Origin of the sequence: uncultured Bradyrhizobium sp. (assembly GCF_947648125.1) — a bacterium.
GTDB lineage: Bacteria > Pseudomonadota > Alphaproteobacteria > Rhizobiales > Xanthobacteraceae > Bradyrhizobium.
In genome coordinates this window covers 164,693-177,904 of the sequence record NZ_CANSMR010000009.1, presented here as the reverse complement: position 1 = coordinate 177,904, position 13,212 = coordinate 164,693, and the positions used below count along the sequence as shown (strand labels likewise).

The following is a 13,212-nucleotide window of genomic DNA, read 5'->3' as shown; positions in this document are numbered from 1 at the left end:
TCAAAAGTTCGCTGGCAACGGTGCGTAAATGCCTGCTACCAGCGACCATGACGGGATCACGTGATAGTGTGACCGGCGGGCAGTCATCGATGTCGATTCCAAGAGCGAAATCGCAGACCAGACGGAAACAGCCGGCCTACGCGCTGATCAAGAGCGCATTGGCAAGGCACATCCGGGCCGGTGACGTGCCAGCCGGCACGGTTCTCTCCGAATCGGCGATCGCGACCTTGTTCGGCTCCAGCCGCTCGCCGGTACGGCAGGCCTTCGAACAGCTCGAGCGCATCGGCCTGGTGCGCCGGTTCGACGGCCGCGGCGTGATCGCCGGCAAGCGCCAGGTCGACCCGCGGCGCGTCCCGATCACGCCGCAGATGTTCGGGCTGACCGACGGCCCCGTCGAGGCGGTGCGCAGCGACGCCTGGGATGCACTCTATTACAAGCTCGAACGCGAGATCATCTACCGGTCGCTGTTCGGGCGCTTCCGCGTCAGCGAGCTCGCGCTGGCACGGCACTTCCGTGTGGGGCGCACGGTTGCGCGCAATCTGCTGCTACGTGCGCAGGCGATCGGAATCCTGGAGAAAGGCGCCAAGGCGCACTGGTACGTCGTGCCGCTGGATGAGGATCGCCTCCGCGACATCTTCGAGGTGCGCGCAACCCTCGAGCCGCTGCTGCTCAAATCCGCTGCGGCGAGGATTCCCGCCGCCCTGCTTGACCGGATGGCGGAGCGGCTGCGCGAGGGCATCCAATTCCGCAGCCGCGTCGGCGTCGGCGAGCTCGATGAGATCGAGGGCGACCTCCACATCCGCTGCCTGGGTTACGGCACCAATCGCGAGATGATCGAAGCCCTCAAGCGCACCCACTGCGCCTTCGTGATCGGCAAGCACATCCAGGTCGCGCTGACCGCGCCGCAGATCGATTCCTTCATGGACGAGCATCTGGTGATCTTCGAAGCCTTGCGCGCGCGCGACGGCGAGGCGGCCGCCGCGACCTTGCGCCGCCATATCGAATGGTCGCACTCCAAGGTCGCCGGCTGGATTGCCGAATTCCGCGCCATCAACGTGATCTCGCGCGTCCCCTACATGGCCTGAGCGGCAAGGTCGCGCATCGTCGCGACTACTCGTCGGCCTCGACTTCGGCATCATCGGCCGAGCCCATGCCGGCGAGACTTGCCTCCAGCGCGCCCAGCATTTCGTGCAACTCGGCAAGCTTGCGCGCGCCATATCGTCGTGTGATCTCGGCGTAGATCGCCTCCGACGTCGGCGCCACCGCCTCGATCAGCTTCAACCCCTTGGCGGAGATCGAGACCACCGCGCGCCGCCCGTCATTCTCCGCCGCCTTGCGCTCGATCAACGCGCGGGCGTCGAGATCGCGCAGGATGCGCGACAGGCTCGGGCCGAGCAGAAACGCCACGCGGGCGAGCTCGGTGACCTCGATCTCATCGACCGCGGTGAGCGCACGCAGGATCCGCCACTGCTGCTCGGTCAGCCCGTGATTGCGCAACGACGGACGGAATTGCCGCATCACCGCCTCGCGCGCACGGAGCAGCGACATCGGCAGCGAGCGTGAGAACTCGCGCATCGGGGTCCGTCGCGAAGACGGATCGTCGCCCTGCCCTGACCGCATGTCGTTCGAATTTTTGCGCGCCATCGCTCAATTCACCACGGCAAACTTTTGCATTGCAACATGCTCTGATTCAGTTTGCGGGAATTCACTTAACATGTTAATCATCTCCCGACATCCACTTTTGTGTAGCACGCATGGCCCTCTCCAAGGACGATATCCGCGCTGCCGCCGAGCGGCTCGACAATGCGGAAAAGACCCGCAAGCAAATCCGCCAGCTCTCGCTGGAATACCCCCGCATTACCCTCGAAGACGCTTACGCGATTCAGAAGGCCTGGGTCGAGATGAAGGTGGCGCAGGGCCGCGTCGTCAAGGGCCACAAGATCGGCCTGACCTCGAAGGCGATGCAGAGCGCGCTCAATATCGACGAGCCGGATTCCGGCATCCTGCTCGACGACATGTTCTTTGCCGATGGCGGGCTGGTGCCGACCGACCGCTTCATCGCAACCCGCGTCGAGGCCGAGCTCGCCTTCGTGATGAAGCATCGCCTCGCAGGGCCGAACTGCACGCTGTTCGACGTGCTCAACGCCACCGACTTCGTGGTGCCGGCGCTGGAGATTCTGGATACCAGGGTCGAGCGCGTCGACCCCGAGACCAAGGCGACGCGCAAGATCTTCGACACCATCGCCGACAACGCCGCCAATGCCGGCATCGTGCTCGGCGGCCGGCCGATCCGCCCGCTCGAAGCCGACCTGCGCTGGATCGGCGCGCTGTGCTTCCGCAACGGCCAGCTGGAGGAAACCGGTCTCGCCGCCGGCGTGTTGAATCATCCGGCGACCGCGGTGGCGTGGCTCGCCAACAAGATCGCCCCGAACGGGCTGGCGCTGGAGGCCGGACAGATCGTGCTGGCAGGCTCCTTCATCCGCCCGATCGAGACCCGCAAGGGCGACACCATCCAGGCCGACTACGGACCTTACGGTTCCGTGAGCTGCTACTTCGCCTGACGCACTCAGCAGGAGAGCTGCATGCCGCATTTCACGCTTGAATACTCCGCCAATCTCGACGGCCTCGTCGACATGGGTGCGACCGTCGAACTGGTCCGCAAGGCCGCGGTCGAGACCGGCATCTTCCCGCTCGGCGGCATCCGGGTCCGCGCCATCAGATGCGAGCACTACGCGATCGCCGACGGCCGCAAGAATTACGGCTTCCTCGACATGGTGCTCCGTCTCGGCGAAGGCCGCGACCTCGCCACCCGCAAGAAGGCCGGCGAGCACATCTTCAAGGCGCTGTCGGCCCATCTCGATCCGGTATTCGCCAACAGCAAGTTCGCTCTGTCGTTCGACATGCAGATCAACGACAAGGAAACGAGCTGGAAACGCAACAACATCCACGACGCACTGAAGGTGGAGACGGTCAATGGATAAAGCCACCCCGAAATCCACAGCCGACGTGTTCCAGGCCAACCGCGATCGCGCCGGTCCACTGCTCGCGAAGTTGAAAGCCGAAGGCATCGGCCACGTGATCGACGGCAAGGTCGTGCCGGCGGCCTCCGGCCAGACCTTCGAGACGAAATCGCCGATCGACGGCACCGTGCTGGCGACTGTCGCGCGCGGCAACGCCGAGGATATCGACCGGGCCGCAACCGCCGCGTCCAAGGCCTTCAAGGCCTGGCGCGACATGCCGGCGGCGCAGCGGCGCAAGCTGCTGCACCGCGTGGCGGACGCGATCGAGGAGCGCGCCGACGACATCGCCGTGCTCGAATGCATCGATACCGGCCAGGCGCACCGCTTCATGGCCAAGGCCGCGATCCGCGCCGCCGAGAATTTCCGCTTCTTCGCCGACAAATGCGGCGAGGCCCGCGACGGCCTCAACACGCCCTCGGACGAGCACTGGAACATCTCGACCCGCGTGCCGATCGGCCCGGTCGGCGTGATCACGCCGTGGAACACGCCGTTCATGCTGTCGACCTGGAAGATCGCGCCGGCGCTGGCCGCGGGCTGCACGGTCGTGCACAAGCCGGCCGAGTGGTCGCCGGTGACCGCCGACCTGCTGGTCAAGCTGGCCAAGCAGGCCGGTCTGCCCGACGGCGTGTTCAACACCGTGCACGGCTTCGGCGAGGACGCCGGCAAGGCCCTGACCGAACACCCCGCGATCAAGGCGATCGGCTTCGTCGGCGAGAGCACGACGGGCTCGGCAATCATGGCGCAGGGTGCACCGACCCTGAAGCGGGTGCATTTCGAGCTCGGCGGCAAGAACCCGGTGATCGTGTTCGACGATGCCGATCTCGACCGTGCGCTCGATGCCGTCGTGTTCATGATCTACTCGCTCAACGGCGAGCGCTGCACCTCGTCGAGCCGCCTCCTGGTCCAGGAGAGCATCGCCGAAAAATTCATCGAGAAGCTGACCGCGCGCGTGAAGGCACTCAAGGTCGGTCACCCCCTCGATCCGGCGACGGAGATCGGGCCGCTGATCCACGAACGGCACTTCGCCAAAGTGTGCAGCTATTTCGACGTCGCCAAGCAGGACGGCGCGACGATCGCGGTCGGCGGCAAGCCGCATGACGGTCCGGGCGGCGGGCACTATGTGCAGCCAACCCTCGTCACCGGCGCCAATGCCAAGATGCGCGTCGCCCAGCAGGAGGTGTTCGGTCCGTTCCTGACCGTGATCCCGTTCCGCGACGAGGCTGACGCCATCGAGATCGCCAACGGCGTGCAGTACGGCCTTGCCGGCTATGTCTGGACCGGCGACGTGGGCCGTGCGCTGCGTGTCGCGGACGCGCTCGAAGCCGGCATGATCTGGCTCAACTCGGAAAACGTCCGCCATCTGCCGACCCCGTTCGGCGGCATGAAAGCGTCCGGCATCGGCCGCGACGGCGGCGACTACTCGTTCGACTTCTACATGGAAACCAAGCACGTCTCGCTCGCGCGCGGGACGCACAAGATTCAGAAACTGGGAATTTGAACCCGTCGTTCCGGGGCGCGAAGCGAACCCGGAACCTCGAGGTTCCGGGTTCGATGCTACGCATCGCCCCGGAATGACGGATAAAATTGAGGGAACACGCCATGCCAGTGCCGACACACGTCTTCGATCCGCCGTTCAACATCATCCGCTGCAGCCATGCCGTGCTCGACGTCACGGACCTGGAGAAGAGCGCCGCCTTCTACGAGAAGACCGTCGGCCTCCATATCGAGGACCGCGACGACAAATCGGTGTATCTGCGCGCCAGCGAGGAGCACCAGCATCACTCGGTGGTGCTGCGCAAGGCAGCGAAGGCCGCCTGCAACCGCCTCGGCTTCAAGGTCGGCAATGACGGCGACCTCGACAAGGCGGCCGCCTTCTTCTCCGAGAACGGCATCGCCTACGCATTCGTCGACCAGCCGTTCCAGGGCCGCACGCTGCAATTCACCGATCCGTTCGGCTTCCAGATCGAGCTCTACGCCACGATGGAGAAGCGCCCGCATCTCTTGCGGCGCTACGATCTCTACAAGGGCTGCCATCCGCAGCGGCTCGACCATTTCAATGTGTTCGCCGCCGAGGTGCAGGACACCGTCGACTTCTACGCCCGGCTCGGTTTCCGGCTCACCGAATATGCCGAGGAGGACGGCGACAACGGCCGCATCGCCGCCGCCTGGATGCACCGCAAGGGCAATGTCCACGACTTCGCCATCACCAACGGCCGTGGCCCGCGCCTGCACCACATCGCCTATTGGGTGCCGACCGCGATGAACATCGTACATCTCTGCGACGTGATGGCCTCCTCCGGCTTCCTCGCGAACATCGAGCGCGGCCCGGGCCGGCACGGCATCTCGAACGCCTTCTTCCTCTACATCCGCGATCCCGACGGCCATCGCATCGAGCTCTACACCAGCGACTATTTCACCGGCGATCACGACCATGAGCCGTTGCGCTGGTCGCTGCGCGATCCGCGCCGCCAGACGCTGTGGGGCGCACCGGCGCCGCGCTCCTGGTTCGAGGAAGGTTCGACCTTCGCGGGCCAGGCGGTGCGCGAGCCGCGCTTCGTCGCCGACGTGCTCGTTGCGGACTAGTGCACGCCTCCCTCCACACGTCGTCCCGGCGAAAGCCGGGACCCATAACCACCGGCCCGTGTTTTGGATAAGATCGTCGCCCAGCGTGCCCGAATGTGAAGCCTGTGGTTATGGGTCCCTGCTTTCGCAGGGACGACACCAATTATGGGACTGCTAATGCCTTCTCCTCGCCTCGCCACCTATTCCGCCAACGGCGCCACGAAATATGGCACCGTCACCGACACCGGCATCGTCGACCTCTCCTCACGCTTCGCCAAGGACTATCCGACGCTGCGCGAGGCGATCGCCGCCGGCGCGCTGACCAACCTCGTTGAGGACGCTGCCAAGCGCGCGCCCGACGTCGCGCTTGATGCGGTCACCTGGCAACCACCGATCCCGGCGCCGGACAAGATCATCTGCATCGGCGTCAACTATCCCGACCGCAATGCCGAGTACAAGGACGGCTCGGACGCGCCGAAATATCCGAGCATGTTCCTGCGGGTGCCGCGCTCCTTTGTGGGTCACAACACGCCGGTGGTGCGGCCGCGCGTCTCGCCGCAGCTCGACTATGAGGGCGAGCTGGTGCTGGTGATCGGCAAGGCCGGCCGGCATATCCCCGAGAGCGCTGCGCTCGATCACATCGCCGCGATCACGCTCTGCAATGAAGGCACCATCCGCGACTGGGTGCGCCATGCCAAATTCAATGTCACCCAGGGCAAGAACTTCGATTCCACCGGCAGTCTCGGCCCGTGGATCGTGCCTTACACCGGCGAGGCGCAGATCGCCGACATCCGGCTGACCACGCGAGTCAACGGCGAAGTCAGGCAAGACGACCGCACCTCGCGCTTGATCTTCGGCTTTCGCTACCTCATCAACTACATCTCGACCTTCACGACGCTGGTTCCCGGCGACATCATCGTCACGGGGACGCCTACCGGCGCAGGAGCGCGGTTCGATCCGCCGCGCTATCTGAAGCCCGGCGATGTCGTCGAGGTCGAGGCCGAAGGCGTCGGTATCCTGCGCAACGGCGTCGTCGACGAAGCCAGCTAACCCCGCAAGCAAGTGGACAGTGCCATGACCTCAACATCCGGCGGCGAAGCGATCGTCAACGGCCTCGTCGCCCACGGCGTCGACACCGTGTTCGGCCTGCCCGGCGCGCAGATCTATGGCCTGTTCGATGCGTTCCACCAGGCGCAGCTCAAGGTGATCGGCGCCCGGCATGAGCAGGCCTGCGGCTACATGGCGTTCGGCTATGCCCGGTCCTCTGGCAAGCCCGGCGTGTTCAGCGTGGTGCCCGGCCCCGGCGTGCTCAACGCCTCGGCGGCGCTGCTGACCGCATTCGGCTGCAACGAGCCGGTGCTATGCCTGACCGGCCAGGTGCCGACGCAATTCCTCGGCAAGGGCCGCGGCCATTTGCACGAGATGCCGGACCAGCTTGCGACGCTGCGCACCTTCGTGAAATGGGCTGACCGGATCGAATATCCCGACAACGCGCCCGCGATGGTGTCGCGCGCATTCCAGGAGATGCTGTCGGGCCGGCGCGGCCCGGCTTCGCTGGAGATGCCCTGGGACGTGTTCACCCAGCGCACCCAGGTTGCCCCCGTCAAGCCGTTCGATCCATTGCCGGCGCCGCAGCCCGATCCGGACCGCATCGAGGCGGCCGCCGATCTGATCGCCGGCAGCAAGGCGCCGATGATCTTCGTCGGCAGCGGCGCCATCGGGGCCGGCGAGGAGATCCTCGAGCTGGCCGAGATGATCGACGCGCCGGTGGTCGCATTCCGCAGCGGCCGCGGCATCGTCTCCAACGCGCATGAGCTCGGGCTCACGATGGCTGCGGCCTACAAGCTATGGCCGAGGACCGACCTGATGATCGGCATCGGCACTCGCATGGAGCTGCCGACGATGTCGCGCTGGCCTTATCAGCCGCCCGGACTGAAATGCGTGCGGATCGACATCGATCCGGTCGAGCTGCGCCGCTGGCCGGCCGACGCCGGCGTGATCGCGGACGCCAAGGCCGGCACCGCCGATCTCGTCGCGGCCGTCCGCAAGGCCGGCTATAGCAAGACCTCGGGCCGCCGCACCGCGATCCGCGAGGCGACCGCGGCCACCGAGCTGGAGATCCGGCGCATCCAGCCGCAGATGGCCTATTTGAAGATCCTGCGCGAGGTGCTGCCGGCGAACGCCATCGTCACCGATGAGCTGTCGCAGGTCGGCTTCGCCTCCTGGTACGGTTTTCCGATCTACGAACCGCGCACCTTCGTCACCTCGGGCTATCAGGGCACGCTCGGCTCGGGCTTCCCGACCGCGCTTGGCGCCAAGGTCGCCAATCCGAACAAGCCGGTGGTTGCGATCACCGGCGACGGCGGCTTCATGTTCGGCGTGCAGGAGCTCGCCACTGCCGTGCAGTTCAAGATCGGCGTGGTGACGCTGGTGTTCAACAACAACGCCTATGGCAATGTCCGCCGCGACCAGCGCGAGCGCTTCGACGGCCGCGTCGTCGCCTCCGACCTGGTCAATCCGGACTTCGTCAAGCTCGCGGAGTCCTTCGGTGTCGGTGCCGCGCGCGTCACCTCACCCGATCATTTCCGGCCCGTGCTGGAGAAGGCGCTCGCCGATGGCGGCCCCTACGTGATCTCGGTGGAAGTGCCTACGGATTCGGAAGTCAGCCCCTGGGCTTTCATCCATCCGGCGCGAAATAACTAGGTGCTCTTCACCCCGCGTTGCAGCCGCGACGCGGCGATCACCAGCAGACCGGCGCCGGCGACCGACCAGCAGGCGACCGGCGCCCAGTGCACCAGCGGCGCATAGTCCGGTATCTTCTGCAGGCCGCCCGCGACCGCCGCCATCCGCGCAAAGGTCGCGAGCGCCAGCGCCGAGAACACGAGGCCCGTGACCTTGCCCTCCGCGCCGGTCTCCCCGATCGCAAGAGCTGCGGACACCGCGCTCATCAGCATGCAGCCCCACGCCGCTCCCGCCATGAACTGCGCCACGATCAGGACGTTGAGGCTGCCCGCAACCTCCGCGGCGACGATGGCGAATGCGCCGAGCAATCCCGCCGCGCCCATCACGATCAGGCCGCCGCGATGCTTGACGACAATGCTCGCCGGAAACATCGCGATGTTGAAGCCGATCCAGAACACCGGCATCAGCCATTGCAACTCATCTGATTTGGCAAAGCGCAAATAGAACGGGGCGCTGTTGATGTTGAAGTGCAGCTGATAGCCGAGCGAGAGCAGCACCATCGACGCGATCAGGAACATCGGCACCGCTCCGAGCCGCTTGGCCGGTGGTGCGAGCCGCTCCGGCTGCGCCTCCTCGGCGACGCGGCGCTCGATCCCTGAGAACGCGAGCGCCGTCAGCAGCAGCACAGCGCCCGACAGCACGAACGGCAGCCGCGCGTCGTGATCGCGCAGCACGACGGCGAGATAGGGCGAGACCGCGCCCGCGATGCCGTAGCCCAGCATCGCCAGCGCAGCGAGGAACGGCACCGAGGGTTGCGCGCGATACTTGCCGAGCAGCGTCAGCGGCGGCGCGCGCAAGGCCGACGATGTGACAGCCCAGATCACGATCAACGCGATCAGCCAGAATTTCGCACCCGGCCCGGTGCCGGCCACATAGGGCAGCGCGACGAAGGCGGCGCAGGAGATCGCGGCGAGAACGCCGACGAACAGGCCGAGACGGCCGACCAGGCTCGCAATCCTGTCGGCGGCCATGCCCATCGCGGTATCGGTAATGGTGAAGATGCCCTGGTCCATCATCAGGATCAGGATGACGGTTGACGGCGCGATGCCGACATCGGCACACAGCTTGGGCAGATAGATCAGATAGGTGGTCCAGCCCAGCGTGAAGACTAGCTGCAGCACGGCGAGATAGACGCCGGTGCGGTTGACCGCGCGGTCGGCCTTGGTGGTCATCCGCCAAGTCTAGACCACCCAGCGCTTCAGCGCACCTTGCGGAAGGTCAAATTGATGCGCTGGCGCCCGAGCACGCTGTGCTCGCCATCGGCGAGCGCCGCGACGCCATGATAAAACAGCCGTGACGGCCCGCCCCACACCGCAACGTCGCCATGTTCGAGCCGATAGCGGCGCGGCGTATCGCTGCGCTTCAGGCCGCCGAACAGGAAGACCGCCGGCAGCCCGAGCGAGATCGAAACGATCGGTGCGCCGTAATCGAGCTCGTCCTTGTCCTGATGCAGCGACAATTTTGCGCCGGGGACATAGCGATTGATCAGGCAGGCCTGTGGCGCGAAGCCGTGGAAGCCGGCCGCGGCGGCGGCGCCAGCGGCGAGCCTTCGCAATACCTCCGGCATTTCAGGCCAGGGTTGTCCGGAGTCCGGATCGATCGGATCATAGCGATAGCCGCTCGCGTCGGAGACCCAGCCGACGCTGCCGCAATTGGTCATCGCGACCGACATCCGGTGGCCGCCCGGCGTGATCAGATGCCGGAACGGAGCCTGCTTGACGATCACACGCAATGCCGGGATCAGCTCGGCCTCGAACGGCCGGACAAAGCCGCGCAACAGCAGCGCACCATCCGCGATCACTTCGCGCGGCGGCCGCGCATCGCCAATTATCTCGAACAGATCAGCGGCCACGCCCTTCTCGCACTCACTTTGCGTCGTGGAAGATCACGCCAACGGTGTGGCGATGGCCGGACCTGATCCGACTGACGCCATGGCGCAGATTGACACGATACGGCCCACGTGTCCCCTGCACCGGACGATGATGCACGGCAAACGCCACCGCATCGCCCTTGGTCAGCGGCACCACCTCGGGCCGCGACTGCATCCGCGGCCGCTGCTCGGTCAGCACGAACTCGCCGCCAGTGAAATCGCGCCCCGGCTGCGACAGCAGGATCGCGACCTGGATCGGGAACACGTGCTCGCCATAGAGATCCTGGTGCAGGCAATTGTAGTCGTCCTCGCCATATTGCAGCAGCAGCGGCGTCGGCCGCGTCTGCCCGGCATCATGGCAGCGCTTCAGGAACGCCGCGTGCGACGGAGGATAGCTGATCTCGATCCCCATCGTCTCGTTCCAGCGATTGGCCGTCGCGGTCAGCCGCGCATAGAGCGCCGGCCGCAGCTCCGCGATCAGGTCCGGCAGCGGATAGGAAAAATACTTGTATTCGCCGCGGCCAAAACCGTGGCGGCCCATCACGACCCGGCTGCGGAACCGGCTGTCGTCGGGATAGAGCGCGGCGACGGCATCGCATTCCTCTGGCGTCAGCAAGCCCTTGAGGACGGCGCAGCCCTGCCCGCCGAGGTCGGTGGTGATCTGGTCCCAGTCGAGTGCGTCAACGCGGGCGGGAATGCCACTGGCGGGACGGGTGAGGGTTTTGGCTGTTGCTGTCATGAGGCGGAATCTGGCCCATGAGCACGGCTGGCGCCACCCGATTTCCGATCCAAATATGCCGGGAACGCCGCCACAATCACGGCGTCGTTCCTGCGAAAGCAGGGACCATAACCACAGATGCTGGTTGTGAGAAAGCCGTCTGGCCGCATGCCCTTTGCGAGAGCCGCTGCGTATGGGTCCCTGCTTTCGCAGGGACGACGTGCGGAGGAAGTGCCGACTAGCTCTCGACACGATCACGCGCGGAAAGATCAGCCCCTGACCGGCAGCGTGACCACATCATATCCGTGGCTGATCTTCCGCTTGAGCACCGGGTCTTCCAGCTCAAACTCGAAGCGGCTGGCCGGGCGGATGCCACCCTTGGCCGCGAAGGTGCCGCCGAACATGGCGCAGCCGTCGGGCAACGCGCCCTTGTCGAAGCCGCGCGCGATGAGGTCCTTCACCGGTAGCATGTGATCGAGGGTGCCTTCCTGGTAGAGCACGCGCTGACCGCCGATTGTGGCCCAGGACCGCAGGATGAGCTGGTCCCAATGGCCAATGACATCCTCGAGCTCCCAGAGTTCGGCCGCCATCGGCTTGTCGCACATCTGCTTCGACACCGTGACGCTATAGCTCTCGACCTTGCGGTCGGTATGATCGGAGCCGCAGCCGACGAAGGTGCGACCCTGCCAGCCGATCAGCACGAACTCGACCTCGCCGCTCGAATCCTCGCCGCAGACCTCGATGGTGTCGGCAAAGGTGAGCCGGCGCGCCGAGCAGCGGTAATAGATCGGCGTCGTCGCGGGCCGCGCGATGCCGAGCGCTTCGAGCTCGGCGATGTGCTTGTCGCGCGCCACCGGATCGCGGCCGGTCCAGCCGGCGATCACGGCCTGCGTGATTTCGAGCGTGAGCGGCGTGGCGACGCCCTTGTCGTCGACATTGAAGGTGAGATCAAACACGGATGACGGTCTCCATTCCGGCCGCAAGCTCGAAGATGCGGCGATCCGAACCGCCCGCGGCGGCGAGCATCAGGCCGACCGGCGCCTCGCCCTCGCGATGCGCGGGCAGCGAGATGGCGCAACCGTCGAGCACGTTGATCAGCGAGGGATTGCGCAGCGCGCGCAGGTTCTCCGTGGCGAATGCCTTGTCGTCGGCGAGGCTCGCAATGGTCGGCGGCAGGTTCGCCGTGGTCGGCAGCACCATCGCGTCATAGGGCGCGATGCGCGCCTCGGTCCGGGCGATGAACGAGCGCCGCGCGTTGATGAGGTCGATATAGTCGGCCGCCAGGAAGCCCTCGCCGCGCTGGATCCGCACCGCGACGCGGGGATCGTAGATGTCGCCCTTGCTGGCCAGCAGGAAGCGGTGCCAGGCATAGCTCTCGGCCGCGGAAAACCCGCCCTTGGTGTTCATCATGCCGACATCGAGCAGTTCGGGCACCTCGATCCGCTCGATCAACGCACCAGCGTGCGACAGCGCCGCCAGCGCGCGCTCGAAGGTTTTTGCGACGGCATCGTCGAGGTCGTCGAGCACGACCGTGGTCGGCACCGCAAGCCGCATGCCCTTCACCGGGCGCGGGGCGATCGGCGTCACCGGCTCGTCGGCCAGCACCGCATCGAGCACGGCACAGCAGGCGACTGAATTGGCCAGCGGGCCGTAGCTGTCCAGGGTGAACGACAGCGGCACGCCGCCATCGAGCGGAATCCGGCGCTGGGTCGGCTTGTAGCCGACGATGCCGTTGAAGGCGGCCGGAATCCGGCAGGAGCCGCCGGTGTCGGTGCCGAGCGCGCCGAACGCCATGCCGTCGGCGATCGAGACCGCCGCACCCGAAGACGAGCCGCCGGGCACATGCCCGACGCTTCGGTTCCAGGCGCTCTTCGGGGTGCCGTAATGCGGATTGATGCCGATGCCCGAATAGGCGAACTCGGTCATGTTGGTACGGCCGATCACGATGAAGCCGGCGCGCTTGAGCCGCGCCACGGCAGGCGCATCGGCATCCGCCGGCGCGGAATCATCGAGCGCCCGGGAGCCGGCACGCGTCACCTGTCCCTTGATGTCGAACAGGTCCTTGATCGAGACCGGAATGCCGGCAAACGGCGACGGCGCCGCATTGGCCTTGCGCAGCCGGTCCATGGCGTCGGCGGCATCCAGCGCGGCGTCGCGGTCGACATGGATGAAGGTGCGCTGGCCCTCGCCCGACGGATCGGCGATCCTGGCGATGCATTGCTCGACGAGCTTGCGGGCGGAGGTCGCGCCGCTGGCGAGATCGGCGGCAAGGGAGGCGAGTGTCGGATTTTTGGGCATGG

The 13,212-nt window shown here is 66.1% G+C and carries 13 protein-coding genes; 7 read left to right on the top strand and 6 right to left on the bottom strand.

Annotated elements, in window-relative coordinates:
• The first annotated feature begins 89 nt into the window (after positions 1–89).
• Complete coding sequence (locus tag Q0030_RS18560; RefSeq protein WP_298369937.1) at positions 90–1,085, top strand: GntR family transcriptional regulator; 996 nt, start codon at positions 90–92, stop codon at positions 1,083–1,085.
• Between the two features lie 25 nt (positions 1,086–1,110).
• On the opposite strand, the gene hpaR is transcribed toward Q0030_RS18560, so the two are convergent.
• Complete coding sequence (hpaR, locus tag Q0030_RS18555; protein WP_298369934.1) at positions 1,111–1,644, bottom strand: homoprotocatechuate degradation operon regulator HpaR; 534 nt, start codon at positions 1,642–1,644, stop codon at positions 1,111–1,113.
• A 110-nt stretch (positions 1,645–1,754) separates the two neighbouring features.
• Here hpaR and hpaH point away from each other — a divergent pair, with 110 nt between their 5' ends.
• The 6 genes from hpaH to Q0030_RS18525 all read left to right on the top strand — a co-directional run bounded on the left by hpaH (position 1,755) and on the right by Q0030_RS18525 (position 8,285).
• The gene (hpaH, locus tag Q0030_RS18550) at positions 1,755–2,561 is read left to right on the top strand and encodes a 2-oxo-hept-4-ene-1,7-dioate hydratase (protein ID WP_298369931.1); all 807 of its coding nucleotides are present in this window, start codon (positions 1,755–1,757) and stop codon (positions 2,559–2,561) included.
• A 21-nt stretch (positions 2,562–2,582) separates the two neighbouring features.
• Positions 2,583–2,981 (top strand): 5-carboxymethyl-2-hydroxymuconate Delta-isomerase, encoded by a 399-nt coding sequence (locus Q0030_RS18545; protein WP_298369928.1) that lies wholly within the window; start codon positions 2,583–2,585, stop codon positions 2,979–2,981.
• Positions 2,974–4,518, top strand: a complete 1,545-nt coding sequence (hpaE, locus tag Q0030_RS18540; protein ID WP_298369926.1) for a 5-carboxymethyl-2-hydroxymuconate semialdehyde dehydrogenase — start codon at positions 2,974–2,976, stop codon at positions 4,516–4,518. The genes Q0030_RS18545 and hpaE overlap by 8 nt, the downstream gene beginning before the upstream one ends.
• A gap of 101 nt (positions 4,519–4,619) precedes the next feature.
• Positions 4,620–5,603 carry a 3,4-dihydroxyphenylacetate 2,3-dioxygenase gene (hpaD, locus tag Q0030_RS18535; RefSeq protein ID WP_298369923.1) on the top strand — a complete coding sequence of 328 codons (984 nt, stop codon included), beginning with the start codon at positions 4,620–4,622 and terminating at the stop codon, positions 5,601–5,603.
• Positions 5,604–5,759: 156 nt separating this feature from the next.
• Positions 5,760–6,632: a fumarylacetoacetate hydrolase family protein gene (locus tag Q0030_RS18530; RefSeq protein ID WP_298369920.1), complete on the top strand. Its 873-nt coding sequence runs from the start codon at positions 5,760–5,762 to the stop codon at positions 6,630–6,632.
• 24 nt (positions 6,633–6,656) lie between these two features.
• On the top strand, positions 6,657–8,285 hold the full coding sequence (locus tag Q0030_RS18525) for a thiamine pyrophosphate-dependent enzyme (protein ID WP_298369917.1): 1,629 nt from the start codon (positions 6,657–6,659) through the stop codon (positions 8,283–8,285).
• On the opposite strand, the gene Q0030_RS18520 is transcribed toward Q0030_RS18525, so the two are convergent.
• The 5 genes from Q0030_RS18520 to Q0030_RS18500 all read right to left on the bottom strand — a co-directional run bounded on the left by Q0030_RS18520 (position 8,282) and on the right by Q0030_RS18500 (position 13,210).
• Entirely contained in the window at positions 8,282–9,496 is a 1,215-nt protein-coding gene (locus Q0030_RS18520) for an MFS transporter (protein WP_298369915.1), read from the bottom strand. The genes Q0030_RS18525 and Q0030_RS18520 overlap by 4 nt on opposite strands.
• Before the next feature lie 26 nt (positions 9,497–9,522).
• Entirely contained in the window at positions 9,523–10,176 is a 654-nt protein-coding gene (alkB, locus tag Q0030_RS18515; protein WP_298369912.1) for a DNA oxidative demethylase AlkB, read from the bottom strand.
• A gap of 13 nt (positions 10,177–10,189) precedes the next feature.
• Positions 10,190–10,933 (bottom strand): 2OG-Fe(II) oxygenase, encoded by a 744-nt coding sequence (locus tag Q0030_RS18510; protein ID WP_298369909.1) that lies wholly within the window; start codon positions 10,931–10,933, stop codon positions 10,190–10,192.
• 248 nt (positions 10,934–11,181) lie between these two features.
• Positions 11,182–11,868: a DUF2848 domain-containing protein gene (locus Q0030_RS18505; protein WP_298369907.1), complete on the bottom strand. Its 687-nt coding sequence runs from the start codon at positions 11,866–11,868 to the stop codon at positions 11,182–11,184.
• Entirely contained in the window at positions 11,861–13,210 is a 1,350-nt protein-coding gene (locus Q0030_RS18500) for an amidase (RefSeq protein WP_298369904.1), read from the bottom strand. Before Q0030_RS18500 ends, Q0030_RS18505 begins: the two co-directional genes overlap by 8 nt.
• Positions 13,211–13,212: the final 2 nt, after the last annotated feature.

Coding starts and splice junctions, on each gene's coding strand:
- Q0030_RS18560 (WP_298369937.1), top strand. CDS start 90: ATGTCGATTCCAAGAGCGAAATCGCAGACCAGACGGAAACAGCCGGCC.
- Q0030_RS18545 (WP_298369928.1), top strand. CDS start 2,583: ATGCCGCATTTCACGCTTGAATACTCCGCCAATCTCGACGGCCTCGTC.
- hpaD (WP_298369923.1), top strand. CDS start 4,620: ATGCCAGTGCCGACACACGTCTTCGATCCGCCGTTCAACATCATCCGC.
- hpaR (WP_298369934.1), bottom strand. CDS start 1,644: ATGGCGCGCAAAAATTCGAACGACATGCGGTCAGGGCAGGGCGACGAT.
- hpaH (WP_298369931.1), top strand. CDS start 1,755: ATGGCCCTCTCCAAGGACGATATCCGCGCTGCCGCCGAGCGGCTCGAC.
- Q0030_RS18525 (WP_298369917.1), top strand. CDS start 6,657: ATGACCTCAACATCCGGCGGCGAAGCGATCGTCAACGGCCTCGTCGCC.
- Q0030_RS18510 (WP_298369909.1), bottom strand. CDS start 10,933: ATGACAGCAACAGCCAAAACCCTCACCCGTCCCGCCAGTGGCATTCCC.
- hpaE (WP_298369926.1), top strand. CDS start 2,974: ATGGATAAAGCCACCCCGAAATCCACAGCCGACGTGTTCCAGGCCAAC.
- Q0030_RS18520 (WP_298369915.1), bottom strand. CDS start 9,496: ATGACCACCAAGGCCGACCGCGCGGTCAACCGCACCGGCGTCTATCTC.
- Q0030_RS18530 (WP_298369920.1), top strand. CDS start 5,760: ATGCCTTCTCCTCGCCTCGCCACCTATTCCGCCAACGGCGCCACGAAA.
- Q0030_RS18500 (WP_298369904.1), bottom strand. CDS start 13,210: ATGCCCAAAAATCCGACACTCGCCTCCCTTGCCGCCGATCTCGCCAGC.